Origin of the sequence: Rhizobium azibense, assembly GCF_004342325.1 — a bacterium.
In the GTDB taxonomy this organism is placed as follows: Bacteria; Pseudomonadota; Alphaproteobacteria; order Rhizobiales; family Rhizobiaceae; genus Rhizobium; species Rhizobium etli_B.
Map to the genome: position 1 here is coordinate 196,552 of NZ_SMBJ01000001.1, position 25,249 is coordinate 221,800.

At 58.5% G+C, this 25,249-nt stretch carries 25 protein-coding genes and 5 pseudogenes; 7 read left to right on the plus strand and 23 right to left on the minus strand.

Annotation, left to right across the window (positions count from 1 at the left end; all coding sequences use genetic code 11):
• Positions 1-27: 27 nt before the first annotated feature.
• From EV130_RS00955 to EV130_RS00970, 4 genes are all read right to left on the minus strand, one after another.
• Positions 28-753: a protein phosphatase 2C domain-containing protein gene (locus EV130_RS00955; RefSeq protein ID WP_074065475.1), complete on the minus strand. Its 726-nt coding sequence runs from the start codon at positions 751-753 to the stop codon at positions 28-30.
• Position 754: 1 nt separating this feature from the next.
• Positions 755-1,456, minus strand: a complete 702-nt coding sequence (locus tag EV130_RS00960; protein ID WP_132658966.1) for a hypothetical protein — start codon at positions 1,454-1,456, stop codon at positions 755-757.
• Positions 1,453-2,022, minus strand: coding sequence for a hypothetical protein (locus EV130_RS00965; RefSeq protein ID WP_342635767.1), 570 nt, complete (start codon positions 2,020-2,022; stop codon positions 1,453-1,455). Before EV130_RS00965 ends, EV130_RS00960 begins: the two co-directional genes overlap by 4 nt.
• A gap of 559 nt (positions 2,023-2,581) precedes the next feature.
• On the minus strand, positions 2,582-3,526 hold the full coding sequence (locus tag EV130_RS00970; RefSeq protein WP_074065477.1) for a LysR family transcriptional regulator: 945 nt from the start codon (positions 3,524-3,526) through the stop codon (positions 2,582-2,584).
• A gap of 88 nt (positions 3,527-3,614) precedes the next feature.
• Between EV130_RS00970 and EV130_RS00975 the strand changes: the two genes are divergently transcribed.
• Both EV130_RS00975 and EV130_RS00980 read left to right on the plus strand, forming a co-directional pair.
• The gene (locus EV130_RS00975; RefSeq protein WP_132549718.1) at positions 3,615-4,112 is read left to right on the plus strand and encodes a DinB family protein; all 498 of its coding nucleotides are present in this window, start codon (positions 3,615-3,617) and stop codon (positions 4,110-4,112) included.
• Complete coding sequence (locus EV130_RS00980; RefSeq protein ID WP_074065479.1) at positions 4,109-4,759, plus strand: glutathione S-transferase C-terminal domain-containing protein; 651 nt, start codon at positions 4,109-4,111, stop codon at positions 4,757-4,759. Before EV130_RS00975 ends, EV130_RS00980 begins: the two co-directional genes overlap by 4 nt.
• 392 nt (positions 4,760-5,151) lie before the next feature.
• Here the strand turns inward: EV130_RS00980 and EV130_RS00985 are convergent, their stop codons facing one another.
• On the minus strand, positions 5,152-6,081 hold the full coding sequence (locus tag EV130_RS00985; protein WP_132658968.1) for an MYG1 family protein: 930 nt from the start codon (positions 6,079-6,081) through the stop codon (positions 5,152-5,154).
• 709 nt (positions 6,082-6,790) lie between these two features.
• On the opposite strand from EV130_RS00985, the gene EV130_RS00990 reads away from it, so the two are divergent.
• From EV130_RS00990 to EV130_RS33060, 3 genes and pseudogenes are all read left to right on the plus strand, one after another.
• Positions 6,791-7,594: a methyltransferase gene (locus EV130_RS00990; RefSeq protein ID WP_342635768.1), complete on the plus strand. Its 804-nt coding sequence runs from the start codon at positions 6,791-6,793 to the stop codon at positions 7,592-7,594.
• On the plus strand, positions 7,546-7,803 hold the full coding sequence (locus tag EV130_RS33950) for a methyltransferase (RefSeq protein ID WP_342635769.1): 258 nt from the start codon (positions 7,546-7,548) through the stop codon (positions 7,801-7,803). The genes EV130_RS00990 and EV130_RS33950 overlap by 49 nt, the downstream gene beginning before the upstream one ends.
• Positions 7,804-7,822: 19 nt before the next feature.
• Positions 7,823-8,027: pseudogene (locus EV130_RS33060) on the plus strand (hypothetical protein); the annotation flags it as partial.
• Positions 8,028-8,074: 47 nt separating this feature from the next.
• On the opposite strand, the pseudogene EV130_RS01000 reads toward EV130_RS33060, so the two are convergent.
• Together EV130_RS01000 and EV130_RS01005 are read right to left on the minus strand one after the other, a co-directional pair.
• Positions 8,075-8,424, minus strand: a pseudogene (locus EV130_RS01000) (type II toxin-antitoxin system RelE/ParE family toxin).
• Entirely contained in the window at positions 8,405-8,680 is a 276-nt protein-coding gene (locus tag EV130_RS01005; protein WP_074065482.1) for a type II toxin-antitoxin system ParD family antitoxin, read from the minus strand. Before EV130_RS01005 ends, EV130_RS01000 begins: the two are co-directional and overlap by 20 nt.
• A gap of 140 nt (positions 8,681-8,820) precedes the next feature.
• Here EV130_RS01005 and EV130_RS33065 point away from each other — a divergent pair.
• Positions 8,821-8,946, plus strand: a pseudogene (locus EV130_RS33065) (ParA family protein); the annotation flags it as partial.
• Here EV130_RS33065 and EV130_RS01015 read toward each other — a convergent pair.
• From EV130_RS01015 to EV130_RS01060, 10 genes and pseudogenes are all read right to left on the minus strand, one after another.
• A pseudogene (locus EV130_RS01015) lies at positions 8,947-9,429 on the minus strand (5-deoxy-glucuronate isomerase); the annotation flags it as partial.
• A gap of 11 nt (positions 9,430-9,440) precedes the next feature.
• Positions 9,441-10,028 (minus strand): annotated as a pseudogene (locus tag EV130_RS01020) (thiamine pyrophosphate-dependent enzyme); the annotation flags it as partial.
• Between the two features lie 86 nt (positions 10,029-10,114).
• Positions 10,115-11,044, minus strand: coding sequence for a sugar phosphate isomerase/epimerase family protein (locus tag EV130_RS01025; RefSeq protein ID WP_074065483.1), 930 nt, complete (start codon positions 11,042-11,044; stop codon positions 10,115-10,117).
• Positions 11,044-11,256, minus strand: a complete 213-nt coding sequence (locus tag EV130_RS34170) for a putative quinol monooxygenase (RefSeq protein WP_074065484.1) — start codon at positions 11,254-11,256, stop codon at positions 11,044-11,046. The genes EV130_RS01025 and EV130_RS34170 overlap by 1 nt, the downstream gene beginning before the upstream one ends.
• 77 nt (positions 11,257-11,333) lie before the next feature.
• Positions 11,334-12,275 carry a sugar phosphate isomerase/epimerase family protein gene (locus tag EV130_RS01035; RefSeq protein ID WP_132658970.1) on the minus strand — a complete coding sequence of 314 codons (942 nt, stop codon included), beginning with the start codon at positions 12,273-12,275 and terminating at the stop codon, positions 11,334-11,336.
• Between the two features lie 80 nt (positions 12,276-12,355).
• On the minus strand, positions 12,356-13,528 hold the full coding sequence (locus tag EV130_RS01040) for a Gfo/Idh/MocA family protein (RefSeq protein WP_074065486.1): 1,173 nt from the start codon (positions 13,526-13,528) through the stop codon (positions 12,356-12,358).
• 140 nt (positions 13,529-13,668) lie between these two features.
• Complete coding sequence (locus EV130_RS01045; protein WP_074065487.1) at positions 13,669-14,568, minus strand: sugar phosphate isomerase/epimerase family protein; 900 nt, start codon at positions 14,566-14,568, stop codon at positions 13,669-13,671.
• 20 nt (positions 14,569-14,588) lie between these two features.
• A complete protein-coding gene (locus tag EV130_RS01050) occupies positions 14,589-15,410 on the minus strand; it encodes an ATP-binding cassette domain-containing protein (RefSeq protein WP_132658972.1) in 822 nt (273 codons plus the stop codon).
• An 8-nt stretch (positions 15,411-15,418) separates the two neighbouring features.
• Complete coding sequence (locus EV130_RS01055; protein ID WP_074065489.1) at positions 15,419-16,423, minus strand: ABC transporter permease; 1,005 nt, start codon at positions 16,421-16,423, stop codon at positions 15,419-15,421.
• Positions 16,424-16,543: 120 nt separating this feature from the next.
• Positions 16,544-17,518 (minus strand): substrate-binding domain-containing protein, encoded by a 975-nt coding sequence (locus EV130_RS01060; RefSeq protein WP_074065762.1) that lies wholly within the window; start codon positions 17,516-17,518, stop codon positions 16,544-16,546.
• A 147-nt stretch (positions 17,519-17,665) separates the two neighbouring features.
• Here EV130_RS01060 and EV130_RS01065 point away from each other — a divergent pair, with 147 nt between their 5' ends.
• The gene (locus EV130_RS01065; protein ID WP_074065490.1) at positions 17,666-18,706 is read left to right on the plus strand and encodes a LacI family DNA-binding transcriptional regulator; all 1,041 of its coding nucleotides are present in this window, start codon (positions 17,666-17,668) and stop codon (positions 18,704-18,706) included.
• 69 nt (positions 18,707-18,775) lie between these two features.
• Here EV130_RS01065 and EV130_RS01070 read toward each other — a convergent pair whose 3' ends face one another.
• The 6 genes from EV130_RS01070 to EV130_RS01095 form a co-directional block, all read right to left on the minus strand.
• On the minus strand, positions 18,776-19,459 hold the full coding sequence (locus EV130_RS01070; protein WP_207900842.1) for a PaaI family thioesterase: 684 nt from the start codon (positions 19,457-19,459) through the stop codon (positions 18,776-18,778).
• A gap of 85 nt (positions 19,460-19,544) precedes the next feature.
• A complete protein-coding gene (locus EV130_RS01075; protein ID WP_074065491.1) occupies positions 19,545-20,465 on the minus strand; it encodes a nucleotidyltransferase and HEPN domain-containing protein in 921 nt (306 codons plus the stop codon).
• Positions 20,466-21,033: 568 nt separating this feature from the next.
• On the minus strand, positions 21,034-21,957 hold the full coding sequence (locus EV130_RS01080) for an ArsR/SmtB family transcription factor (RefSeq protein ID WP_074065492.1): 924 nt from the start codon (positions 21,955-21,957) through the stop codon (positions 21,034-21,036).
• Positions 21,958-22,122: 165 nt separating this feature from the next.
• Positions 22,123-22,947, minus strand: coding sequence for a carbohydrate ABC transporter permease (locus EV130_RS01085; protein ID WP_074065493.1), 825 nt, complete (start codon positions 22,945-22,947; stop codon positions 22,123-22,125).
• Positions 22,948-22,950: 3 nt separating this feature from the next.
• Positions 22,951-23,784, minus strand: coding sequence for a carbohydrate ABC transporter permease (locus EV130_RS01090; RefSeq protein WP_074065763.1), 834 nt, complete (start codon positions 23,782-23,784; stop codon positions 22,951-22,953).
• A gap of 100 nt (positions 23,785-23,884) precedes the next feature.
• Positions 23,885-25,153 carry an ABC transporter substrate-binding protein gene (locus tag EV130_RS01095; RefSeq protein ID WP_074065494.1) on the minus strand — a complete coding sequence of 423 codons (1,269 nt, stop codon included), beginning with the start codon at positions 25,151-25,153 and terminating at the stop codon, positions 23,885-23,887.
• Between the last annotated feature and the right edge of the window lie 96 nt (positions 25,154-25,249).

Sequence of the window (25,249 nt, forward strand, 5' to 3'; positions counted from 1 at the left end):
GGTTGAAAGGAGGTGAGCTGATGCCTGTCACGCCCTTCTGACGTAGATGCTCGCCGTTGCGTGGGTGCCGGAAATTTCCGTCGACGCCCCCGCGGCTCGCGAGAGCGAAAGAAGGCCGCGATCATCGCGCTCGGCCTCGTTGGCAGGAAACCGCCCGTCAGCAAAAGCACTCTGCGCGGCAGGGTCCAGATCCGCCCAGAAGCCGTCCGTCCCGATAAGCAGCTCCTGGTCGTGCAGGTCGATCAATGTCAGATCGGGAGCCACGAAGTTTCTCGATCGGAGGCTACGCGTGAGAGCATGTCTTGCGTCTAGTTTGGCGAGAATGGCATGCGGGATGGCGTATAGCGCGTTTGCAAGCGTATGTGGCTGCATAAGCCACGATATCTGCCCATTACCGTCGCGATGGGCGAGAAGGCAATCACCTGCGTGCAATGCGATGGCCTGCCGTGTAGCGTCTGCACAAAACAGGGCGTAGCTTGCTGAGTCGTTTCGAAAGTCCCCAGCGAGGGCCGCATGAATGTCGCGAAGCTTCTCCGTGATGGTCGCGGCCGTGATGTTGGCGGTTGTCGTCACGAACCAATCGACCACGCGCTGCGCGATCTCTCGCGCAAACAGCCCGCTCGCCGGTCCTGAGGTCGATCCGTCGAGAACGATTGCCAGGATTGAATCACCGCGAATGCCGACGCCGGCATGATCACGATTGTCGGCTGTTCTCGTTCCATGCTGACAATACCATTGAATCGCAAAGGCCATGTCAGCGGCCGCTCAATTGGCTTATCGCAATCAGGCGCTCATAGACAATGTCGGTGCGGCCTGCCGGGCCGCGAACATTTCCTTCAAGGAAATGGTCAAAGTTCGGATCTTCCAGTACCGCGGTTATCTGCTCGGCAATATAGGCCTGGATGTCGGGCTCAGCCGCCGCGATCTCCTCCACAAGCTCCTCCCGACCATCGACGAGCAGAAGAATGTCCTCGGCATCACGACTACCGATGAGGTCGTCCCTACCACGTCCAAGGTACGCTTCGAGCTTGGTCGCGACAAAAAGAGGAGGTGTAAGGCACCGGATCTCCAGCCCCTCCTCCAGTGCCGCCGGGACGGCCGTCTCGATGCCTTTGGCGTACCAGCGATTGCTGAAGCCGAGGATCGTTTTGTCGTCCGGCATGAAGTCGACCTTTAGCTCACCGAGCTTCATGCGGCAGATGACGTTGTCGTCGGCCGCTTCGGCGAAGCCACGCTCACGCAGCCGAGCCATCAGGTTCGCCCATTCGGCGAAACCGGCGAGATCGACAATCAGGTCGACATCGTCGGTCGCCCTGACGCCTTCCAGTGTGATCGGGTCGGTGATGTAGAGCGCGGTCGTGCAGCCGCCGACAAAGACGAGGCGTGCTCGAAGCTCGTCACCGAGAGCCAAGGCGACGGCTTTCAACATTTCCTTCAACTGGCCCTGAATGGTCATGCCAGCCTCTCGGTCAGCAGACTGGTAGCCAGATTGGCCTCGCGCGGATTGCCGAGGCGAATGGCATCTACCAGTGCGAGGTAGGCATAGAGACGCTCGTCCTTTTCCGCAGCTTCCGGCACGGTTTTGAAGAGCGGCTCAATAGCTTGGCCCATCTCCCGGCCACGTGCATAGGGCCAGACGCTGATGAGGCTGCCGGCACTGTGCAAGGATTCTCGAAGAATAGGCGCAGCAAATGCCGTCGGCAGCCCACGCTGCATGGCGCCCGGCTTTACCGGGAAGACAAACCTTAGTCCGTGGACGATGAACTCGAGAAACTGACGCCGGTTCACCCTCGGCCGGCCGGTCTTCCTGTCCTTGACTGCAATGCCGGAGCTGAGGCTGCGTTTGATCGAGGCGCTGACCTCGGTCTTGCTGATCCCGAGGGCTGTTTCGAGGCCCCGCACAGAATAGGGATCCTCGCCCATTGCGACTCCATGGTGTGCAGGTTGTTGACCGTTCTCTTGCTCGCCGTCCTCCAAGCTTGCCAGCTTGAGCAGGACGACCACATCCTGGCTCTTCATCATTGAAATTACCTATGTCCTTTGTCCTCGGACAAAGGACACTTTCATATCGATGATCGGTCTGTCAACGTCGCGCCGCAGAAACGGGCACATTCGATAAATTTCACGTTGTCCTCTGTCCGCGGACTGAGGACGGTATTCCTTAGGGCAGACTCCAAGATGATCCATAAACGCGGATTTTTCCTAAAGGCGTTGATCGGATTCGAACCGACGAACCTCCGCGAATGTTTATCAACCCTTTGAAAGATTTCCTAATCTCATTTTTAGATATGGGAGGCGAACCTACTCCCGAAAAGGGGCCGGCATTGACCAGATGGGACAGAATCCGCGCCGTTCTTGTCGCATTGACCGAGAGATAGCGAGATTTCAGGCATATTGTTGCGATCCCATACCAAAGGCGACGCGGCCTGTGCCTACGGAAGGCCGCAAGAGCCTCATCCTCGGTTAGCGCCTCAACGACCGGAACCTGCGGGACAGGGCAAAGGGATGGATCGGACGCGATGGCGTTGGCCAGGCGCGATCCTTCGAGCTTGCGTCGACATCAGCATGGACGCCGTTCGGGCTATGGATTCGGATGAGCGTGGTCGGGGGCGGGGTCCGCCTTCTCGGCGCAACCGCGACTGGCCTCGTCGACCAACCAGTCGGCGACGCGGTCCGCACTTGCGGTCCTTGTTGTCCGCCGGCGTGTGATGAGGGTCGTGCGGCCAGCGTGAGGGAGGGGCGGTCCGAGGGTCGCGAGGGTGCCGTCGAGCAGATGATCCCGAACGAGTAAACGTCGGACGAGCGCCACCCCCTGGCCGGCGATCGCGGCACCGGCCGCCATGCTCGCATCGTTGACCACGATCCCGGGGGCCCACGCCGGACGCGAGCGCTCGGTCGCCTCGTACCATTGCGTCCATCCTTGCTCCGCCGGCACTCCCAGCCGGGAGCAATCGTCATGGTAGAGCGTGAGGCCAGCGAAGGGATCGTCGGCATCCGAGACGATCCGTGTGGAGCGCGCCACAACGACCACTCGTTCGTCTTCCCCATCATCGAAAAGACGAATGCTGTCCGCCGCCGACCGACTGAGGCGGACCGCGAGGTCATAGCCGCCATCGTCGACCTCGACCCTCTCGTCGGACACGTGCAGGACGATGTCCACGTCGGGATGCGCGGTCGCGAGCTTCCCGAGGCGCGGCAGAAGCCAGCAGCGTGCGAACGAGGGAACAACGCTGAGGCGAACCGCGGTCTTGCGCGACACGATCCGCTCCTGCGCGTGGCGTAGGCCGTCGAGTGCTGTCCTGACGGCTGGGAGATACGCTTCCCCGACGCTGGTCAGGATGACGCCGGCTGGTGTGCGTAGGAAGAGCCGGGCTCCCAATTGACGTTCAAGGGAGGCGATCCGCTGGCTGACGGCGCTCTGCGTCAGGCCCAATGTCTTCGCGGCAACGCTCAGGCTCGACGCTTCTGCGGCCCGGACGAAGGCCTCAAGCGTACGCGTTCCCGGGGGGTCTTGCCTGACGGGCATCAGCTATCCTTATCGGGGTAGAAAGGAAATTGGTTATCCAGACGAACGGCATCTTGGTACAAACTGACCTCGTCTTCAAGGAGGTCTCATGGAACCAAAGTTTCTGGTGTTAGCTCGTTGGACGGTCTGGGCCAATCGTTGCCTCTACGACGCTTGTGCCGGGCTGGCGCAGGAGGAGTACTACAAGCGGAGATCGTCCGCCTTTCCCTCGATACATTTGACCCTCAACCATCTTCTCGCGACAGATCGGATCTGGCTGGGCCGCCTGTCCGGCGATGGGCACAGCATCCCCTCCTTGGATTACGAGGTCTGCCCGGATTTTCCGAGCCTGCGCCTAGCACGCGGGAAGGAGGACGATCGACTGACAGGGGTCGTGCAGAGGCTCGTCGAGGAGGGGCGGCCAAGCGCCATGCTCGACTACATCAGCATGGATGGCCGGCCCCAGACCATGCGGGTAGATCTCGTGCTGTCCCACCTGTTCCTGCACCATGCTCATCACCGCGGTCAAGTCCATTGTCTTCTCTCGCAAACGGACGTTGCCCCGCCGTCCCTCGACCTGACCTATTTTCCGAGGGAGGGGACATGATCGACGTGTACTTCTGGCCCACCCCGAACTGCTACAAGGTTACGCTGTTCCTGGAGGAGGCCGGGATCCCGTATCGGATCATAGCCGTAGACATCGGCCAGGGTGCGCAGTTTCGATCCGAGTTCTCGGCCATCTCCCCGAACAGCCGCATACCTGCCATCGTCGATCATCTAGAGGAAGATGTAACCGCGATACCCATCTTTGAAAGCGGGGCTATATTGGTCTACCTGGCCGAGAAAATCGGTCGATTCCTGCCAGAAGAGACATCCGAAAGAACGGTTGTGATGCAGTGGCTGTTCTGGCAGGTTGGCGGCCTCGGGCCTATGGCCGGTCAAGCCCACCATTTCCGGCACTATGCCCCGGAACTCATTCCATACGCTGTCGATCGGTATACGACGGAAGTCACGCGGCTCTACGGAGTGCTGGACCGCCGGCTGGATGGCAGGGGTTTCCTGGCGGACGGCTACTCCATAGCCGACATGGCGGTCTTCCCGTGGGTGAACCGCTACGCGAAGCAAGGTCAGGATCTCGCACGGTTCCCAAACGTCGCTCGATGGTTCCGAAGCATCTCGGAGCGGCCGGCGACGAACTCGGCCTACAGGACCGGGCCGGTCGACCCTCGGTCATCGGTGATCGCGGTAGTTTAGGCTCGACCCACGTGGCCTGGGGGATGGACCTCGTGCCGAGGCGCGGCTCGGGGCCGGTGCCATGGATGATGCCGTCCCGGCGACCTGCCCATTCGAGCAGTTGCTCCGGTCATGGCAGCTTGCGGTCGTCCACATGCGGGTCGCCGCAAGGGTGCCGCGGCCACTATTCTCCGAGCCCTAGAGCATTCATCAGATCACTTCCTTTCGGGTATGGCCGGTTCCTGCCACAGGACAAGGCGGCGCTGGCCGCTGAAATGCTGAACCAGGTCTGGGACGCGGCATAGGCCGGAACGGGCGATTGGCCGAGCTGCGCGCCCACCTACCGGTGTCTCCAGTGTTTCAGCCGAGCTTGCCCGCCGCTTCGGCGGACAAGCTCGACCTCGATCCGATACTCAACCGGCTCTTTTCTCCGCGTCCTCCACCGCCAACCTGGCCAGAGTGAGCGCGGCCTTTCGCGTTCTCGCAGCCGCAATAAAGCGGCCGTTGTGACAGAAAATCGCGCCCTCAATTCCAGCGGCCACTTCCAGCTCGCGACCGCTCAACCCAGCCCAGGCGGCCGGAAGGTCGGCACGCAGTTCGAACCCCGCCTCCGCTCGGCGAATCCCGGTCACACACCAATCGGCCTCGCGCGGATGGACCACGAACAGGAGATGATCGGCGCCCGCCTTGACGATCGCCGGGCGAAACGGCATGCCCATCGGCAGTTCGAGAACCTGGCCCTCCCCTGCTGACGCGATCGCCTGCAGCACCAAGCCTTCGGCGCGCAGTTTCGCATGGATCCCAGCAATCTTGGCCTCGACGAGATTGCGGGCGATTGCGATCGCAGCATGGAATGACCGATCGGTCGCCTCGGGATCCGCATCGTCGAAGACGGGTTTCAATGTTTCGAGCAAAGACGGCAGCGTTAATTCGGCGAGCGAGCCGGCCCTATCGGGGCTGAGCGCGCCATTGTCGATCAGGTCGATGGGCAAGACGAAGCTGGCATCGAAAGCAGCATACACGGCCTCAGTGAATGGCATCGGGACAGAGAGGGCCGTCAGGTAGTCGCGCCCGAAATGTTTCCAGATCAAACCGAACGAGCTGAAGGGCTGACTATCGTCGCGCTGCGGTGCGCCGCGCTGGTGATGATCGAAAATCCCGGCGGCCGCATCATAGGCGCCGCCGACATCGTAGACGATGCGATCGGCGCCGGGTGTAATCCACTCCGTCGCTCTGCTGCGAACCAGCCGCGCGTCAGGGAAAAGCCGCGTGAGAATGACGCTGGACAACACTTCGTCGGCATGAAAGCCGCCGGAATGCGTAACAAGGAAATTTGGAGCCATACGGCCATGACCTTACTGGTTGCGAACTGGACCGATCGGCAGATAACCAGTTTTGGGTGACATCTCAACCGCTCATCATCAAAGTGCAGAGACGAGCCCAGACCGTAGAACGGATTGGTCTGATGCGTGCATGAAAGGTCTGGACGTTGTGCGTCCGCTGTGCGCGCCCAGAATCGCTCGATGTGAGTTTTAGTTTGCCGTTTCAACCGCGAAATGTCATATGACCGTTAGCTTTAGCCGGTAGATGCGGTCTTATTTTCCGCTAACGGTTTCAGTGAAACTTCTACTTTGCCAAAGCGATTGCACAATCAGACCTCAACGGCTGCTCGAGCGGCGGCCGAGGTGCGCGCCTGTCCACCCGCCAGGCTTACAATCTGCTCAGCCGGTATCGCGTCGAGGTGACGATCACGACGTTACTGCCCCGCACCACCGAAACCCGGCGCAAGCCGCTTCCAGGCGGGGACCGAGGTCAGCACGACACTGCTCGGGCAATTCCAACTGTCACCTGAAATCTTTCAACTCAATTTTCGGTTGGGCTCTTACCTAGTGATTCATGATTAATTGCACCCATCGCAAAACCCTCTATTTTCCCTTGCAGGGTGCCTCGACGAGACGGGACGTCCTCAGCTTCGCAGCGCCGCCGGACCGCTTCGGTTTCCGCACCAATCCCAGATGCCGTTCGACGACACGATCCATGAGGAGACGAGCGATGGGTGCAACGACGCCGGACAACATCATGCGGCTCGGCATGGGGTTCTGGGCCTCCAAGGCCATGCTCAGCGCGGTCGAGCTCGGCGTCTTCACCGAGCTCGCAGCCGGCCCGGCCGACCTGCCTGACCTGCAGGCCAGGCTGAAACTGCATCCCCGCTCGGCCCGCGACTTCCTTGACACCCTTGTGGCCCTGAAGCTGCTCGAACGCGAGGACGGCCGCTATCGCAATGCCCCTGATACGGACCTCTTCCTCGACAAGGCGAAGCCGTCCTATATCGGTGGTATCCTCGAAATGGCCAATGCCCGGCTCTACGGTTTCTGGGGCTCGCTTACCGAAGCCCTGCACACGGGAGAGCCCCAGAACGAAGCCAACCACAGCGATGACTTCTTCACCGCGATCTATGCGGAGCCGGCACGGCTGCGCGGGTTCCTCGAGGCGATGAGCGGGATCAGCGCCGGTGCGGCGCAGGCGATCGCCGCCAGGTTCGACTGGTCGAAATACACGACCTTCGCCGATGTGGGCGCGGCGCAGGGCATGGTGCCGGTGGTGATCGCGCGAGCCCATTCGCATCTCCAGGCCATCGGCTTCGACCTGCCCGCCGTGCAGCCGATATTCGACGAGTTCGTCGCCCTGCAGGGCCTCGCTCACCGCATCCGCTTCCAAAGCGGCAACTTCTTCGACGGCCCGATGCCGAATGCGGATGTGATCGTGATGGGCATATCCTGCACGACTGGGATCTTGCCGAGAAGAGGATGCTGCTGGAAAAAGCATTCGCCGCGTTGCCGAAAGACGGGGCGCTGATCGTCTACGACGCCGTCATCGACGACGAGCGCCGCAGCAACGCCTTCGGCCTGCTGATGAGCCTGAACATGCTGATCGAGACTCGCGGAGGTTTCGACTACACCGGCGCCGATTGCCAGGCCTGGATGCGCGATGCCGGTTTCGTTTCCACACGCGTTGAGCCGTTGCTGGGGCCGGACTCGATGGTGATCGGCTTCAAGCCCGACTGAACGGAAACGCAACTTGACCGGCCATTTGCGGCGCGCTGGCCTTGCCCTCGTCGGCCGATGTCGAGGAGCGCTACGTTCAAACACAGCAGGGGCACGCTTCGGCTGAGTTGACGCGCAAACGTCAGCGGCGGCGCGGCCGCTTCCGCAGCAATCTCACCAAGTGTCTGGGCTTTAAGGGCCTACTCCCCAAGCGGTCAAAATTGCGGGCTGGGTGTTCAGCTTAGCGCTTCAATTGAAATCGGGGAGTAAAAGCTACAGGGCTGTAGGGACCTTATCCCGCCAGCATACGTGCGAGCATATTTCTGATGTGGTCCTGCGCGCCGTAGAAAATTGCCGCGACAATGATTTTGCGGCTATCTCTACCGGTAGAAACCAAATAGCTGCCTTGTCCCGCCGAAGAAACCGGATCCCGGGATGAATATCGGGCCGCAGAGTCCCGATATAAGGCGTATCGACGAGACGATCGATTTCGACACGCAGTTTGTGGATCCGTTCAGCGGTACGCTCCACCGCCTCGTCAGACGAGTCCCCGAGTTCGACATAGGCGTCGAACAGATGATCGAAGATCAACTCGAAATCGCGTTCGGCATCCTCAGAATATTCAACAGTCCACACGAACAACCCGTCGCTTCCGCTCAATCATTGCCGAGACGCGGCTTTCCATTTCCGTCGCAGTAATCATAGGTCCATTCAATCGCCGCTGAACCAATTCGCGAAGCGCTGCCGTTTCGACGGTCTCGGTTTCCGTCTTTTGGCGAAGCAGTTCTAGGCCCTGCTGAAGAACGGAACTCATGCTGGAATACCGGCCGCTCTCCACCAGCGAACGGGCAAACGCATCCTGCTGGTCGGTCAGCGAGATCGACGATTTGACACTCATCGGTTTAACTCCTTTGAACCTAATTTGCTACTCAGTAGCACATACGTCAATTTGACGAGATGTCCGTCAGGGCGGCAAAGTCAACGACGTCGGTGCAGAAGCAATCGTGCTCGGCCATTCGAGCGCCGAAATGACCCCAAACGCCGATCCAGCCAAACCAGGACGAAATAAAAGCCGCTGGCGAAGCGGCCGAAGCTGCGGCGGAAGTGTCGGACCAGATCGGGCGCGCGATTCCCCAGGCGAATTTCGTCACTCGCCTAACGATCGGGGGTGAAGACCTCGGTTACAAGAAGACTGTCGCAATAGTCCTCATTCTCCATTGCGATGTTGTTGATGTGCCGCGTATTCGTGCCTTTGCCGCGCGATGTCAGCGAGATGCCGTCGGGGCCGATGCGCCGCGCCGCATGTCCACCCTTTCCAGGCGCCGAGCAAACAGCAACCAGGCAGTCGGTTTCCGCCATTATTTCCCAGTTGCTGCCATTCGGCACATAGAGGCGATGAGGCGCGGTCTTCTCGAAAACGTTCATCCGGTCGCCGAGAAGACCCCAGTCCTGCCCGGCGGCCTGAACCTTGGCCTTGCCCTCGACCACTACGAGTATGACTTCGCGGTCGCCAGTTGCCTCTCCGGCTTTCTCGCCTTGCCGCAGCCGATAGAGTGAGAAGCCGACAAAGCGCCAACCGGCGGATTGGGGAGTGATCTCATGGACCTTGCCATGACTTCCGAACGGTTTGCGGAGAAGATCAACCATGTCGATTCTCCTCAGTTGAAAGTGCGCTGGTCGCGCGCATTCTGGTTATAATGCTCACGCGCCTGTTCCAGCCGTTCCGGGCCGCCGGCTTGGGGCACGGCAACATCCCACCAGTGACCGCCCGCCCCTGTGCCTGGAACGGCATCGGTGTCGATCACGATGACCGTCGGCTTAGTACGGGAACGCCCTTCGACGATCTTCCGCTCAAGTTCAGCAATGTGGGCTGCCTTTTCCGCATAGGCACCCATCGAGCGGGCATGACCGACGAAGTCCAGCTCGGGCATTTCCTCGATATTGCTGTCCTTGTACATGTTGTTGAACTCGGCGCCGCCGCACTCGATTTGCAAGCGATTGATGCAGCCATAGCCGCGATTGTCCGTCAAAACGACTGTAAACGGGATCCGGCGCATGACCGCCGTCGCCAGTTCCGAATTCGCCATCATGTACGAGCCATCACCGACGAAGCAGACGACCTCCTTGTGTGGAGCAGCCAATATTATACCCATGGCACCGGCCACTTCGTAGCCCATGCAGGAGTAACCATACTCCATATGGTACCCACCCTTGGCGGACTGCCAGAGGATCTGCAACGCACCCGGCGTCCACCTACCTGCAGACCGTAGAGGTCGACTGATGCCCGACCGATGGTAATGACGTCGAGTGGTTTCATTTCAGATCTCCTTACTCAGAATCCGACGCGCGCCAGGAAGGCCCGGCTGGCCGCCAGATCTTCGAGAATGCTGCCTGTGTTGCGCGGATCCCGCTCTTGTTCGATGGTGATGTAGCCGCCGTAGCCGAGTTCGGTCAGAAGCGCGCGGACGGACTGATAGTCGATCGACCCGCGACCGATCGGGCACATGACGCCCTTGGCGCAAGCGTCGAAGAAGCGAATGCGCGCTTCCATAACCTGCCCGTAGACCTTGGCGTCGATATCCTTGAAATGAATATAGTCAACGCGATCCCAGTATTGCCTGAGCGTGGCAACAGGATCCATGCCGGAATAGGCCATATGGCCGGTGTCAAGGCACAGCCCTGCGAGATCGGCAGGAATATCGTCTACGACTCGCCGCAACTCATCGGCGAATTCAATATATCCACCCGCATGGGGATGGATGGTTGCACGCACGCCATATTTGTCGCGCGCCAGCGCCGCGATGGCGCGGATATTGTCGATCATGCCTTGCCACGCGCCTTCATCGAGACGGGGTGCACGATCAGAATGGCCGGCTGCATAGTCGCGCACGTCATGGCCCCAATCCATCACGGTCAGGTAAGGCGCCGCATAGCGTTGGCCGGGATGGGTTTCGGGCTTCGGTAGTTGGGTGATCAGCGCGCAGATTTCATCGGTCTGACGCAGAAGGCTCTCGCGCTTCGCTGGGGAAACGAGGTCGTCGAAGATCGTACCGGCGACGATCTTCAGATCACGCTGGTCGAGCGCTCTGGAAACCAGCCCCAGATCCAGCGGGAGGTAACCATAAGGCCCAAGTTCCAACCCGCCGAAACCGGCCGCCTGTGCTTCATCGAGCACTTTTTCCCAGGCAGGAAGGTGCGGATTATTCACATCATCGACGCCCCAGCAGCAGGGCGCGGTTGTTATGGTGATGGGACTGCGCATCAGGTGTCTGCCGTGATTGTTTCTAAGGTAAAGGACCGGTGGAGTGGTTCGTAAAACTCGAGAAAGCGTTGCGTATGGTCTCGCAGGAGGTGTTCCGCATAGGCCTGCTCATCTCTCCAGCACTCGATAAAAACCAACCGGTTCGGATCGTCTGTGCAGGTGAAGCAGTCAAACGAAAAGCAACCATCCTCGGCCCTCGTCGCTGACGGCACCTACGGGGCGCGGGCGAGAATTTCGTCCCGCGTCCCGGGTACAAGCTCAATCGTCACGATGAACTTGTACGGCTCGGTCATCGGCTGATCGTCGCCTGCAGTGCATCGATGGATGACTGGATGCCGGCGTCGGTCGACATGGTGAAGTCTTCCATTTCGAGGCTGACCCAGCCGTTGTAGCCGACCATGCGGACAACGGAGAAGAACTCCTTCCACCATTGCAGGTCATGTCCAGCGCCGACGGCGACGTAGTTCCACGTGCGGTTGGAGACGTCGGTCACATCTTTGAGTTCCAGGAGGCCGTTGACGTCCGCGAGCCCGCGCTCGATACGGGTGTCCTTGCCATGGCAATGATGGATGGCGCTTCCAAGTGCGCGCGCCGAGGCGATCGGATCGGCGCCCTTCCAGAACAAATGGCTGGGGTCAAGATTCATGCCGACGCTCGGGCCGACCTCGTTTCGCAGACGGAACAGCGTTTCGGGATTCCAGACGAGCATCGCCGAGAAATTTTCAAGCGCGTATTTTTCGACGCCCACTTCCTTGGCCAGCTTCACGAGGTCGTACCAAAGCGGAAACACGCGGTCCTCCCACTGGTAGCGATCGCGCTCCGGCATCTCGTCCGGCCAGCTCTTGGTGTAGACGAGCCAGTTCGGCACCATATCGCCGGGTGCCGCCTCCGGCAGCCCCGACATCGTGACGATCGTCTTGATGCCGATCTCACCGGCGAGGCAAATCGTTTGTTCCATCTCCTTGCGATGGCGCTTGCCCATGTCACCCGGATCGAGCGGATTTGCCGAGCAATTGAGGGCCGCGATCTCCAGACCGCGCGCTTCGATTTCCTTGAGTTTGGTTTTCAGGATCCCCTTGTTGGCAAGAAGCTCGTCAGCGCGGAAATGCGGCGCGCGCGACCAGCCGCCACCGGTCATTTCAATGCCTTCGACGCCGAGCTTGACGCATTTGTCGAGCATATCGGTAAAGGACAGGTCGCCCATCACGTCGGTGCAGATCGATAGTTTCATGTCAATCGTTCCTGTTAGAGGTTTCGGGGACGCGCGCTTGGGAGATGGAGAGAGGATTTCCAGCGCGTCCCCTGTGTTGGCTACTTGAAATCAACCCAGGAGGAGCCAGCGTCCGCGGAACGGACGCAGTTCTCCAACCAGCGCACACCTTCCGTGCCCGCCTTGATGCCCGGATAGTGATGGGTTTTCAGGAAAGCTTCGTCTCCCCGCCTCTTCGCGTCGATGGCCTGGGCGATCCAAAGATAGATGTTCGCCCAGCTGTCGCCGAGCCCTTCAGTATGCAATGCGCCCATCCGGTCGACGGCCAGGCTCTCGTCTTCGAGATAGGGCATGCCATGATGGAGGATACGGTTCGGCTCGCCCTGGACTTCATAGACCAGCTGGTCAGGATGGGCGTCCGACCATTCGATAGACGCCTTCGAGCCGACGAAGCGATAACGCTGCGAGCCCATGTTGCCGGCGTTGACGGAAGACACCCACAGACGGCCACGAGCGCCATTGTCATAATGCATGAGGACGGTCGCGTGGTCTTCGAGCGGTGCGCGGGTCGGAATGAAAGCCTTGCGGTCGCACAGCAATTTTTCGATTTTCAGATCGGGCAACACCACTTCGGAGAGGTAGTAGAGGTGCGTGCCGATATCACCGAGGACGAAGGTCGGGCCTGCTGTCTTCGGATTGGTGCGCCATTTCAGCGCTTCGCCGGCGCCCACGTCGTCACCGGAATTGAAGCCGTGGGTGTACTGCATATCGACAATGCGAATGTCGCCCAGCATGCCCTTCTTGACCATCGCCGCCATCTGATGGACTAGCGGATGACCCGTGAAACCATAGGTGACCCCGACGATGAGGCCCTTTTCATCGGCCAGCCTCGCCACTTCGTCGCATTCCGCAACCGTGAAGAACAAAGGCTTTTCGCAGATCACGTGCAGACCGGCTTCCAGGCAGGCCTTGGTGATTTCGAAATGGGTGAAATTCGGCGTTGCGATCGAAACGACCTCGACGCCGTCTTCGCGCGCCGTCTCCTTGGCAATCAGCTCCTTGTAGTCATCGTAGCAACGGTCCGCCTCGACGCCGAGATTGACGCCAAAGTCACGGCCTCGAGCGGCGTCGAGGTCGAATGCGCCGGCCACCAAACGATAGGTGCCGTCACGCAGTGCGCCGCTGCGGTGCTTGTAGCCCACTTGCCCGGTCCGGCCGCCGCCGACCATGCCCCAACGAAGCGGGCGCGAGATAAGTCTTTCACCATTGATCATTTCAGTTGCTCCCCCGGCATGGCGCCGGCTTTGGTGTTTGGCATAGCTCCGCCGATCGGCGGACAACGCCCGCCGGCTGCGCAAACATTCATTTCGAGAAGCCCGCCCTTTGGCGGCCTATTGAGGCCGCATCACGGGCCTCACTTCTGATACTTGTCGATGTATCTGCTGATTTCGGAGCACATGAACCGCCCGGATTCATCGGCCTTGTCCTCCCACGCGAAGACGCAGGAAGTCACGATGCCGTCGAAGCCGATTTCGGCCAGCGTGCCGAAGAAATCCTCCCACGGAACCTCGCCCTGCCCGATATTGAGGTGCTGGTGCACACGCGCCTGGGTACCGGGCGGATTGAGAATATAGCGAAGTCCCGAACTTGCCTTGTGATTGAAGGTATCACCAACATGAACATGCGCGAGAACATCCTTGGCTTCGCGCAGCATAGCCTTGGTGTCGTCCCCGAAATAGAAGGTGTGCGGGGCGCAGTAGAGGAACTTGACGTTCTTCGAATTGACCGTGCGGATGATGTCGAGGGCTGGCTGCAGCGTCTCGCACCAGTCTTCCGGATGCGGCTCGATATTGAGCTGAATACCTTCCCGTTCGAAGATCGGCACCAGCTCTTCCATCGAGCGCCACCAGGAATCTTCGCATGCCTCGATCATCGAACCGGTATGGCAGCAGTAGCACGAGCCCTTATCGGGATGCGGGCCTCGGCCGAATTCCGAGTTCATCGTGTCGACTTCCATCTCGACCGCAACTTCGATGGCGCGCTTCCAGTGCTTGACCGCCGCCTTGCGCTCGGTCTCGTCGTTTGAGGCCCAACGATACATGGGCAGGATGGAGGCGATGCCGACATCAGCGTCCTTCAGCGCCTTCTTGAAGGTCTTGATACGCTCCGGAAAAACGCGTGGCGCTTTGAACCATTCAAGGAAGTCCGCGCGGGGCGAGAGCTCGATCCAGTCAAAGCCTAGCTCCTTCATCTTGGCCGGAAGAGCCTCAAGGCTGAGATGGCGATGCATAAACGGGTCGATGGCGATTTTCATGAATCTATTTTCCTGTTCAATCAGTTGGGCGTCACTGGGGGCGGGTGCCCCTCATGCGCCGCCATGTAGCTTTCGACTTCAGCGCCCAGGTTCGCCAACGCCTCGCCACCTGCCATGAGATCGGTGATTTCTTCGCGGGTCTTTTCACCCTTTCGGAAATTGGCAGCGACTGCCCCGCGGATGAGGACAGCGAAATGGTCGCCAACAGCCATTGCATGCGTCACCTGGTGCGTGATGAAGATGACAGCTATGCCGCGCTTCTTTGCTTCAAGGACGATGCGAAGGACGTGGGATGCCTGCTTGACACCGAGCGCCGCAGTCGGTTCGTCAAGGATGAGCACACGGGCGCCGAAATGGACCGCGCGAGCGATTGCCAGCGATTGACGTTCGCCTCCAGAAAGGCCACCGATCAACCGGTCGCCGTCATCGATCCGGGTAATGCCGAATTCCTGAACAGCCTTTACCGCGATTTCATTGGCTTTCTTTCGATCATAGACCTTGAAGGGCCAGAAACCCTTCGTCGGCTCTACTCCGATGAAGAACGAGCGACCGATGCTCATCAAGGGAAAGGTCCCGCCGAACTGGTGCACAGTCGAGATACCCATCTGTTGTGCATCGCGCGGTCCCTGGAAGTCTACAGGCTTTCCATCCATCAGCACCTCGCCGGTATTGGGCTTGTAGACGCCCGCCAGCGTCTTGATGAGGGTGGATTTTCCAGCGCCGTTATCGCCAAGGAGGCAAAGGACTTCGCCTGCATCAACCTTGAGCGAGATGTCATTGAGAACGTCGATCGGTCCGAAAGACTTGTTGACGTTTCTAAGTTCGAGAATTGGAGTGATCATAGCTGGCCTCACTTCTTCTTCGGCGAGTAGGTCAGGGCCATGATGCGGAACGTGTTATTCATCAACACGGCCAGCAACAGCATGGCGCCGATGATCAAACTCGACCAGTTGCGATCAAACGTCGTGAAGTAGATCCCCTGGTTGACGATCGCGAAGGTGACCGTCCCGAGAAAAATACCGACGATTGAGCCAAAGCCTCCCGTCAGCAGAACTCCGCCGACCACAACCGCGATGATGGAGTTGAAAATAAAGGTCATTCCGGCGGAGACCTGCGCGACGTTGAAGAGGATGGCCTGACACATGCCGACGAAGGCTGCGCTTACCGACGACAGCACAAACAGTGTCACGGTGAGCCTGTCGGTCGGAATACCGGCGTTTCTTGCGCTGACACGGTCGCCGCCCATGGCGAAGATCCAGTTTCCAAAAGGCGAAAAGTGGACATAGAAGATGTAGAGCGCTGTCAGCGCGAGCCACCAGAAAATCGTTACCTGGAAGCTGCCGCCTACAAAGGAACCGAACAGCGACTTTGCGATAACGCCGGACTCAGCCGGACTAAGCGCCACGCTTGTCGTCCCGGTGAGCAGAACAGAAAAGCCCAGGATCACCCCCTGCACCGCGAATAAGGTTCCCAACGTCACTATGAGCGACGGCACTGCGGTCCGGATGACCAGAAAACCGTTGATCAAGCCGACCACCAGACCCAGGCTCAGGGCGCCTAGAATGCCCACCCAGATGGGCATGTGATAGTGACCGGTGATGATTGCGACCGTGAGTGCGCCCGCCGGGATCATCGCGCCGATGGAAATGTCGAGTTCGCCGGAAATCATCAGCAACCCGACAGGAATTGCTATGATACCAAGATTTGCAGCAACGTTGAGCCAGCTAGCCGCACCTGCCGGTTTGAGGAACTCGATGCTTCCGAACACGACGAAGAAGATGAGCACGAAAGCGAGGCCAAGAATGGCGCCGGATTCAGGGCGTCTGATAAGATCGCCCAGGGACAGGTTTTTCATGTAGTTCCTCCCAAAGTTGGCCGCAGGCGAGTTGGTCTGTCGCCAATCAGCGTTCGCAAGGCTAATGCACCGTCGATCCGCCGCCACCGCAGCAGATCGACTCGAGACATTGATTTGCGGTCAGCGCGCGCCCTTCGAGACACCTGTCAAGGTTGCCTCGATATTTAACTTGTCGACGATGTCGGGGCCAGTGAGCACCGGAGACGTTGGAAGATCCGTTCCGAAGTCAATTGCGGAAGCGAGAAGTGTCACCGCCAGCAGCGATTGCAGGTATGGCTGTTGGTCGATAGCGAAACCCTGCGTTCCGGCGTTGATGCGATCAAGGCCGGATTGGTTGAGGTCGAATGTGCCGAGAAGTGTGGTCTCGGTCTTTCCGGCTTGCTGAATGCCAATTGCAGCCGAGTCCGCATCCCCCGCAGAGATCGTGATGAGGCCGTCAATCGTCGCGTCCTGGAGGAGCGTCGCTTTGATGGCCTCGGCAACGGCGGTGGCATCGCCGAAGCTGGTTGCGGGCAAGGGCAACTGCTTCGCCGTACCACCTGCCTTTGTAATTCCGTCGATGACGCCCTTGCAGCGCGCCTCCAGATTGGCGGCGCCCGGGACGGTATTCACGCAAAGCACATTCTTCTTGCCGTTCTTGAAGAAGTACTCGCCACCTGCGACGCCCGCGAGATATTCGTCGGAACCGACATAGTTGATAGCACCGAGCTCCCTGGCCTTATCAATTCCGCCGGCGTTCATCAGGATGACCTTGATGCCGGCAGCGACTGCTTCCTTGATTGCAGGGTCCTCACCTTCGGGAACCCAGTTCGGAATGACCAGGCCATCGACCTTCTGGCTGATGGCCGTCTGTATGAGTTGGACGACGTCGGGCGCGAAATTGTCATAGGTCTGGAGGCGTAGGTAGTTCACCTTGCCGCCGTTAGCCTCAACGACCAGCCGCGCATCATCGATGCCCTTTTTGATGAGATTCCAAAATGCGTCGTCATTCTTGCCACCCACCACAGCGATATTGGCAGCCATCGCCGAAGGCACAGTGAACGCAACGATAGTGGTCGCAAGCAAAGCTGCGCAAAGACGCTTAATTCCCTTCATAACTTCTCCTCCCGTTTCATCGTCCACAAGGACTGAATGCGTGTTGATCTGTAGCGCGTAGAATGCCAAAATGAAATTGGTCTGGCGCATTGAAGCATATTTCGTTTCAAAACGTTTCATTCACAAATGATATAGGGAGGACGTTTGATGAATAGGCCCACGATATCTGATCTGGCGAATACGGCTGGGGTCAGCTTGTCCACGGTCAACCGGCTTCTGCACGGGACAGGCACAGTCCGGGCAGATACGGTCGACCGAATCCTGCAGGCTGCGGATAAGATTGGATTTTACGGGCTCGGTGCCTTGCGCCAGCGCAAGCAAGACAATCTGCCGCAACGACGGTTCAGCTTCCTCATGCAGCAGTCGCACAGACCACTTTACCAGTTATGGGCTGAGGGGCTTAAGGCAGCGGCCCATAGGCGGACCGACGCGGTGATCGAACCGGAGGTGATATTCGAAGACGATTTGTCGCCGGAAGCTGTCTCTATGAACCTGCTGGAAATAGGCAAAACAGCAGATGCCGTGGCAGTGATTACGGCAGATCACCCATTGGTCAGCCAAGCGATTGATGAATTGCGTGGGAATGGCGTTCCGGTAGTAGCGTACGTAACCGACTTGTCCGCCGCTAGTCGTGCCGGATTTGTTGGTACTGACAACTGGAAGCGAGGAAGAACCGCCGCCTGGTTTATCAGCCAAACGGCTGATGAGCCCGGAAGAGTATTTCCTTTGGTTGGTAGCAACCGTTATCAATGCCAGGATATCGCCGATGCCAGCTTTCGGTCTTACATGCGTGAAAACGCCCCAGATTTTCAGATCAGCGAAACGCTTCTCACATACGAGGTGCCGGAAAACGCCTATGAAATCGTACGACGCCTGATCCAACAGGAACCAGATATAAAGGGAATTTTCGTCAACGGGGGAGGTATATCGGGCGTCCTGCGAGCCATGCGTGAACTGGCACCGGAACGGCAGAAAAAGATTCGCATTGTCTGCAGTGACGTTGGACCTGAAACTCGCAAGGGGCTGAGTGAGGGGTTAATTACAGCGTCGCTATGCCATCCTCTCGACAAGATGCCGACCGAGCTTGTCGACGTCATGCTTCGCCTAATCGATCGTCGCGACGCGCATTCTATCGAACAACGTATCGTTCCGTTTGATATCCTTACGCCCGAAAGTTTGTGGACATAAGTTGCCCTGGTCATGCGTTAGCATTTTGCACGAGCTTCATAGGCGACACGTGGTCACGTTGGGGCAACTTCAAACCGAGATTGAAGCCCGAACAACCGCGGTGCAAAAGTTCAGCTTAGTGCGCAAGCACGCAAGCATGGCTGTGGCAGCCGAATGGCGAGCTTCGGGCCGTCTCCCGGTCTGGAGCGCATTCAGATCAAGATTTTCGACTGTTGCCCGCAGGCAGATGAATGTCTGCTGCCCGAGGGCGACCTGAAGGCGCTCTCCGCCCGATGAAGAGAACACCTCAAGCTGGCAGATCGTCAGTGTCCGGCCACTCTTGACGACACGACCGACCGCATCGACGAATTCGCCCTCAGCGGGATTCAGAAGGTTCAGCTTGAACTCGACGGTTAGAACCTCCGTATCTTCAGGGAACAGGGTGAACCGAGCATAACCTCCGGCGGAATCGGCGATCGCCGACAGGCCACCCGCATGAAAATAGCCGTGCTGCTGGGTCAGTTGCGAAGCGAACGGCATACGGATGACCACAACCCCCCGATGGATCTGGTGCAACTCTGCTCCAAGATGCCGCATCAACCCCTGTCGATTGAAGCTTTCACGAATGCGCTGCTCGACCGTCTCGTCTACAAGCGGCAGTGCCACGAAATCTGCCCCGGTTACCCACAACAGGCTCTCGGTGAGCAATTTCGCAAGATCGTAACATATTGAAATTATGGTAAGCACGGCATTAACTAAAGCGATATCGCCCATTGCTTCTGTCACGACTGCGGATTTTTGCGCGGTTCCCTCACCTGCGATAAGTATCGCTATCGGAAGGTGAGGTTCGCCGCAGCACCTAAGATCGGCTCGATCTCTCAATTGGTATTGCCAGCTGGGAGATGTAGTCGGTACATGCGGCGTCAACAGCATCAATGAGCCTCTCAGAACGAGCAATAAGCCAGGACAGCGCCTCCTCGCTTATTATGTAGTACGGCGAGTAGCGCGCCTTCACGTAGGCCTCATTGAGGGTATTGAACCAAGCCACATAGCGATGCCGGTCTCGTGGCCACACCTCGGCGAGATCCTGCCGTTGCTGTTCCGCAAGATTTCGAAGGAGACCAAGACTGTGGGAGGCTGGACTGTAATTCGAAAAGACCAAGAGAAGCCCGGAGTATGCCTGCTCAAGTGATTGGTGAAGGAGAAATGCCGCCTGCCTAAAATCGCCTTCGGCACGGCAAAACTTGGACGTCTTCAGAAAAACTCGTGCGTCGGCCAGCCGATGGTCGTAATACGACTTTGCAGCCTCGTAAATCAATTCTCGGCTTGGGACTTTGGCTGCGGGAAGGTCTTTACCATCTGCTTCATAAAGAACAATGCCGTCGCGCCTTATATCGGAGAAGAAGTAACGGCCCTGATGCAAAGCGTCCCCTACCTCACGTCGCGAATGGATGATCGGCGTAACGGGTGTCTTGATGCCGCGGTCGCGTATCAGCCGGTCCTTGGCGGCATACCAATATTCGGGATCGGCCAGCTTCTTCGTGCTGACGATGATCAGAATGTCGTAGTCCGAGCGGTAGCCCTTGGCAGTGTGTGGTTCATCAACCCAGGTTCCGCGGGCGTAAGATCCAAAGAGGATGATCTTCCAGATACGGCCCTTCTTCTTGAACTCCGCCTCCGCACCCTTCAACGCGTTCTCGAATTCTTCGTGAATGATCTCGACAACACGCGCCAGTTCGCGCTGCTTCTTCTCCGGCAGATGATCGAGGCTCGATTTCATCAAGGGCAAAAACTCCCGTTGAATCACTTCCTTAGCGCATCGACTGACCTGCGCGCCACTGCAATTTCTGAAGGGAAATGGCATTAATCTGACCGGCTCGTGATTTTCCAGTCGCTTGAGGTGTGCGTGTACGATCGCCGATCTTCTCAGACATCTGCTCATGCAGTCTCTACGCCTTGCCCATTCTCTTCACACCAGGACAGGCTGTCGTCGCAACAGAGAAAGAGAAGGAACCAACCATTCCGGCCGTTCTCCAACAATTGCCGACTTCAGGTAGGCCGCAGCTTTCGCTGAATATCACTTCGTGTTGAAATCTTCATCCGCATTGTCCCCACCGCCTGAGTTATGCCCCAAGGAAAACTGGGGACACCGTATTTCAACTTCTCGCACGCACGGGCGGGAGCGAAAGTATAAGCGTCGGCTGGATTGTCTCAGGTTCCAGAGCCGGGCGGGAACTTTTGGTCGAAAGCAGCGTTTTCTTACTGTCACCGAACTCGACCAAGTCGATGACATTCATGGGGCTCGCCGACATGACAGGAGGCGAGCTCCTTCCGTTTCCGCGGTTTGCTTAGAAATAGATCGACATCACCAGGTCCTGGTCGAAATCCCCGAAGCCCTTGCCAAAAATGTTCATGCCGCCCGGATTGTCGGCCTTTTCGTCAATGCCGATGCGAAAGCGAATGGAATGATGATCGGCAATGCCGAGCGAGCCGATCGTCTGTGTCGAGACCATCGCGCCATCAATCCAGGTTCCCTTGTCGTCGATCGTCCACGTCTTGAGCTTGCCGTACTGCGAGCCGCTGAGTTTCCACCAGGCGGGCGAGTACATGCCGCGCCGGTCGCCGAAATCGCCCGGGGACGTCCAGTGGCCGGCCTTGATGCCATTCACCCAGATCGAGATGTCGGATGGCCAGTTGGCGTTGGTCGCCGGCGTCTCGGAGCTGAGCTCCGCCGAAAACTCGACCTTGCGGATCTTTCGGCCCGTGACCTTGGCATTGTTCGGAAATTTGTACTCCACATAGCCGCGGGTGAACCACAAAAGCGCGGCCTGCATGCGTTGCGGGTCAAGGAAGACTTCCTGCACGTCGAGCATTCCGATGACATTGTTGACCGAGCAGAGCCCGCAGGGCGCCTCCACTTCGAACTCTGTGAAAAGCCCGATCGGCATGCTGACGGTAACGACATCTTCAGAAGACTTTGTGCCGCTGGCGTCGAAGCGGATCAGAATTTCATCGTAGATGCAGGAGCAGACCTTCTGATTACCCTTCGTCGCCTTCATCGTCTGCGTCTGGATCAGCCCCGCCTGTTCCAGCGCCTTCAAGTTGGTCGCCGCCGTCGATTGCGGCAAGCCCATGTGTGCGGCGATGTCGTTCACATTCAAGGGGCCCTTCTGGCGCAGCAGGTTGAGGATCTCGATACGCGTCGCTGAACCGAGGGCGTGGACGACTTCGGCATCCTTCATCGGATCGACGGTTAGAAGCTTAGTCTCCATGCTCTACTACCGGTTCTCCAGTCTTTCTCGGCTCTACTTCGCTGATAACATGCGGGCGTTGCCGGTGTCGCCGCCTTTTCTATAAGTGCCGGCCCGCGCGTCGGGAGGAGCTGTCGCGGACCGGCTGGGCCTTCTCACCTCGGCCCGAAAGGTGTTCTTCATTGCCTACCCCTTGATGCCGGAAGACAGCATCAGCGCCTGCGTTACGCGTTTCTGGAAGAGCAGATAGGCAACTGCGACGGGCATGGCGGCGAGAATCGCGACGGCCATGTCACGTGCGTATTTGACCCCGAAGGCATCACTGATCTGGGTAATACCGACGGTGACCGTCATCATGTCCTCCGAACTAGTGACAAGGAAGGGCCATAGGAAGGCATTCCAGGCCATGATGTAGGTGATGATCGCAAGTGCCGTGGTAATTCCCCAGTTCAGCGGCAGATAGAGCCTGAAGAGGATCTGGAATTCCCCGCAACCGTCGAGCTTTGCCGCTTCGCGCAGTTCCTTTGGAACGGAATCGAAGAACTGCTTGTAGACTATGACGACCACCGGAACGATCAATTGCGGCAGGATGATGCCGCCCCAGGTATTGATCAGGCCGAGTCGGTGCATGAGGACGAACTGCGATACCACAAGAGCCTGCGACGGCACCATGAAGCTCGCTAGGATGATGCCATAGAGCAGTTTGCGGCCTGGAAAGATGATCTGCGACAGCGCATAGGCGCACATCACGCTGATCACGATCACGACGATCGTCACGGTGACCGAGGTCACGATCGAATTCATGTACCAGGTGGCGAGATTGGTATTGAAAAGTGCAAAGTAATAGGCCGAGAAGTTGAAGACGTCCGGGATGAAGGTCGTTTTCGATACCACCTCCTGCTCCGGTTTGACCGATGTGACGACCGCCCAATAAATCGGGAATGCCCACATGCAGGCGATCAGGAGGGTCAGGATGAGGAAAAGCACGTTGCCGATAGACTTGCCGGGCATGTGTCAGCGCTCCCTTACGCGCAGAAGCTGGTATTGCAGCACGGAAACGACGACGATAATCAGGAAGAGCATGACGGCGACCGCCGAGCCGACACCACCATGATTGAGGCGGAAGGCCTCGCGGTAAACGAGCTGCAGCAGCACATAGGTCGAGTTGAACGGTCCGCCTTCGGTCATCAGGTAGACCTGGTCGAAAATCTTCAGCTGCAGGATGAGCTGGAGCGTGAGAACGAGCGCCGTGACCGGCCAGATCAGCGGCCAGGTGATGCGGCGGAAGCACTGGAGGCGCGTCGCGCCGTCGAGCATCGCAGCCTCATAATAATCCTGCGGAATATTGCGCAGCCCGGCGATGAAGAGCAAAAGGTTGAAGCCGTTCGTCCACCAGACCGTAACGAGGGCCACCATCGGCATGGCCCAGACGGGATCACGGAAAACACTGATGCGCTTGCCGGTGAAGAATTCGATCATGTATTGCGCAATGCCGAACTGCTGGTCGAGTACCCATTGCCATATCTGGGTCACGACAGACACCGGCAGGATATAGGGGATGAAGAAAAGCACGAGTATCAGGCTCTGCAGCCAACCCTTCAGCCGCACGACCATCAGCGCCAGACCAAGGCCGATCAGCGTGTTCGGGATGACGGTCAACAAGACGAAATAGCCGGTGTTCCATACCGAGGTATAGAAGAGCTTCTGGCCGAAGAGCTTTACATAGTTGCCGAAACCCACCCATTGCCCCACGCCGATCAGCGGCGCGTCGGTGAAGCTCAGGGCAAACATCTTGTAGACCGGGTAGGCAAACACGACCAGATAGGCGGTCACAAACGGCGCAATCATGATGATCGCCGTCAGCGTCTTGCCTCGTCTTTCACTGCTGAACACTAAGCATCTCCTTCAAGCGAGGTGCCGGCCGAAGGTCGCTCCGGCCGGCGAATTCTCACATCTGGCTCTTCAGCTCTTCGCGCATCTGCTCGATCGCGTCTTCCGGCTCGAGCTGCCCGTTCAAGGCCGGAACCACGAAGTTCTGCGTCGCTTCGTAGATGGGACCTGCAACGCCTGCGAGTTTGGAGACCGGATCGAAGACTGCCGTATCTGCGAGCTTCGCATAGGTCGCATTCGGCTGCATTTCCGTGAATTCCTTGCTGTCGGTCACGGGCTTGTAGGCCGGAATGTGACCGGCGCTCGCCCAGGAGATGCTGTGCTCGTTCATCCAGTTGATGATCTCGAGGACGATCTTCACCTTCTCCGGAGCGATCGGTTTGGCATCGCTATTGGGGATCGCGAAGGAGTGCGAGTCCGCCCACGTCGCCTGTTTGCCCATCAGGTTCGGGATTTCGATGGCACCCCATTCGAAACCGAGATTGCCGTTCTTCTGCAGGTCGACCATGGTCGGCACTTCCCAGACGCCGTTGATATGCATGGCGGCCTTGCCGGAGGTGAAAAGCGCAATCGAGGCTTCATACGAAATCAGCTTGGGCGAATAGCCGGTCGTGACCCAGTTTGCCATGGTCTGCAGCGCCTTGGCGCCGGCATCGCCGGGCAGGATCTCGTCTGCATCGATGAACTTGGCGCCCTGCTGTGAAAGCAGAGTATAAAAAACGCGCCACATCGAGCCGCCTTCGTCAGTGTGCAGCGACAACGGATACTCGACCTTGCCGGTCGCCTTGATCTTCTCGAGCGCGGCGTTGAAATTGTCGAGCCCGTCGAGACCCTTGGGCAGACCGTCGTCGCCCAGAAGCCCGGCCTCTTTCAAAATCGTCTTGTTGTAGTAAAGGACGATCGAATGAACGTCGAAGGGAATGCCATAGACCTTGTTGTCAAAAGTCGCCTGCTTCCAGGCCGCATCGACGTAATTTTCCTTCTTGATTCCGGCGGAAGCGAGCTCTTCATCGGAAAACGGCCGCAAGATTCCGGTCGGAACGGCGAGCGGATAACGCGACATATGATAGGTCATGATGTCGGGCTGCTGGCCGACGGCAGCCGATGTCTGAACCTTGGTATAGAAGGGAACGCCCCATTCGAGCGTCGTCGCGTTGATCTTGATGTCCGGGTGGGTATCGTTGAACTCCTTGATGAGCGCCTTCATGCGGATACCGTCACCACCGCTTAAGAAATCCCACCAGGTAATATCGGTCTGTGCGAATGCCGCGGCCGGGGGCAGCAATGCGATTGCCGCCGAAACGGCCAGTTTCAATAGCTTTTTCACGTCGGTTCCTCCTCGATAAATTCATGGGTTGTGACAATCCCCTCGGGAACGGTCCTGGCTGCAAGCCCCCTCCTGGGCCGGCATCCTCATCCTGCA

What these genes read in the sequence shown, in the direction of transcription:
- EV130_RS00955 (WP_074065475.1), bottom strand. Translation starts at nt 753, where the DNA reads ATGGCCTTTGCGATTCAATGGTATTGTCAGCATGGAACGAGAACAGCC.
- EV130_RS00960 (WP_132658966.1), bottom strand. Translation starts at nt 1,456, where the DNA reads ATGACCATTCAGGGCCAGTTGAAGGAAATGTTGAAAGCCGTCGCCTTG.
- EV130_RS00965 (WP_342635767.1), bottom strand. Translation starts at nt 2,022, where the DNA reads ATGATGAAGAGCCAGGATGTGGTCGTCCTGCTCAAGCTGGCAAGCTTG.
- EV130_RS00970 (WP_074065477.1), bottom strand. Translation starts at nt 3,526, where the DNA reads ATGCCCGTCAGGCAAGACCCCCCGGGAACGCGTACGCTTGAGGCCTTC.
- EV130_RS00975 (WP_132549718.1), top strand. Translation starts at nt 3,615, where the DNA reads ATGGAACCAAAGTTTCTGGTGTTAGCTCGTTGGACGGTCTGGGCCAAT.
- EV130_RS00980 (WP_074065479.1), top strand. Translation starts at nt 4,109, where the DNA reads ATGATCGACGTGTACTTCTGGCCCACCCCGAACTGCTACAAGGTTACG.
- EV130_RS00985 (WP_132658968.1), bottom strand. Translation starts at nt 6,081, where the DNA reads ATGGCTCCAAATTTCCTTGTTACGCATTCCGGCGGCTTTCATGCCGAC.
- EV130_RS00990 (WP_342635768.1), top strand. Translation starts at nt 6,791, where the DNA reads ATGGGTGCAACGACGCCGGACAACATCATGCGGCTCGGCATGGGGTTC.
- EV130_RS33950 (WP_342635769.1), top strand. Translation starts at nt 7,546, where the DNA reads ATGCTGCTGGAAAAAGCATTCGCCGCGTTGCCGAAAGACGGGGCGCTG.
- EV130_RS01005 (WP_074065482.1), bottom strand. Translation starts at nt 8,680, where the DNA reads ATGAGTGTCAAATCGTCGATCTCGCTGACCGACCAGCAGGATGCGTTT.
- EV130_RS01025 (WP_074065483.1), bottom strand. Translation starts at nt 11,044, where the DNA reads ATGCGCAGTCCCATCACCATAACAACCGCGCCCTGCTGCTGGGGCGTC.
- EV130_RS01035 (WP_132658970.1), bottom strand. Translation starts at nt 12,275, where the DNA reads ATGAAACTATCGATCTGCACCGACGTGATGGGCGACCTGTCCTTTACC.
- EV130_RS01040 (WP_074065486.1), bottom strand. Translation starts at nt 13,528, where the DNA reads ATGATCAATGGTGAAAGACTTATCTCGCGCCCGCTTCGTTGGGGCATG.
- EV130_RS01045 (WP_074065487.1), bottom strand. Translation starts at nt 14,568, where the DNA reads ATGAAAATCGCCATCGACCCGTTTATGCATCGCCATCTCAGCCTTGAG.
- EV130_RS01050 (WP_132658972.1), bottom strand. Translation starts at nt 15,410, where the DNA reads ATGATCACTCCAATTCTCGAACTTAGAAACGTCAACAAGTCTTTCGGA.
- EV130_RS01055 (WP_074065489.1), bottom strand. Translation starts at nt 16,423, where the DNA reads ATGAAAAACCTGTCCCTGGGCGATCTTATCAGACGCCCTGAATCCGGC.
- EV130_RS01060 (WP_074065762.1), bottom strand. Translation starts at nt 17,518, where the DNA reads ATGAAGGGAATTAAGCGTCTTTGCGCAGCTTTGCTTGCGACCACTATC.
- EV130_RS01065 (WP_074065490.1), top strand. Translation starts at nt 17,666, where the DNA reads ATGAATAGGCCCACGATATCTGATCTGGCGAATACGGCTGGGGTCAGC.
- EV130_RS01070 (WP_207900842.1), bottom strand. Translation starts at nt 19,459, where the DNA reads ATGGGCGATATCGCTTTAGTTAATGCCGTGCTTACCATAATTTCAATA.
- EV130_RS01075 (WP_074065491.1), bottom strand. Translation starts at nt 20,465, where the DNA reads ATGAAATCGAGCCTCGATCATCTGCCGGAGAAGAAGCAGCGCGAACTG.
- EV130_RS01080 (WP_074065492.1), bottom strand. Translation starts at nt 21,957, where the DNA reads ATGGAGACTAAGCTTCTAACCGTCGATCCGATGAAGGATGCCGAAGTC.
- EV130_RS01085 (WP_074065493.1), bottom strand. Translation starts at nt 22,947, where the DNA reads ATGCCCGGCAAGTCTATCGGCAACGTGCTTTTCCTCATCCTGACCCTC.
- EV130_RS01090 (WP_074065763.1), bottom strand. Translation starts at nt 23,784, where the DNA reads ATGATTGCGCCGTTTGTGACCGCCTATCTGGTCGTGTTTGCCTACCCG.